We start from the raw sequence: 225 nt of genomic DNA, 5'->3' as shown, positions 1-225 counted from the left end.
GATTCAACATCAGATTCAATGAGTGACTCAATTTCAGATAGCGATTCAACATCAGATTCAATGAGTGATTCAATCTCAGACAGTGATTCAACGTCCGATTCAATGAGTGATTCAATCTCAGATAGTGATTCAACATCAGATTCATTAAGTGATTCAATCAGCGATTCAGACTCAACGTCCGATTCATTAAGTGATTCAATCTCGGATAGTGACTCAACGTCTGAC

1 protein-coding gene is annotated in these 225 nt (G+C 37.8%); it reads left to right on the top strand.

The window, feature by feature from the left end; genetic code table 11:
- Nucleotides 1–225: hypothetical protein (locus TT13_RS11125; RefSeq protein ID WP_145912390.1), on the top strand; the 225-nt coding region annotated here is incomplete at both ends.

It is taken from the genome of Weissella oryzae SG25 (assembly GCF_000691805.2).
Lineage (GTDB): Bacteria > Bacillota > Bacilli > Lactobacillales > Lactobacillaceae > Weissella > Weissella oryzae.
Note: the sequence above shows the minus strand (reverse complement) of the source record. Positions and strands in the feature narration are given on the sequence as shown.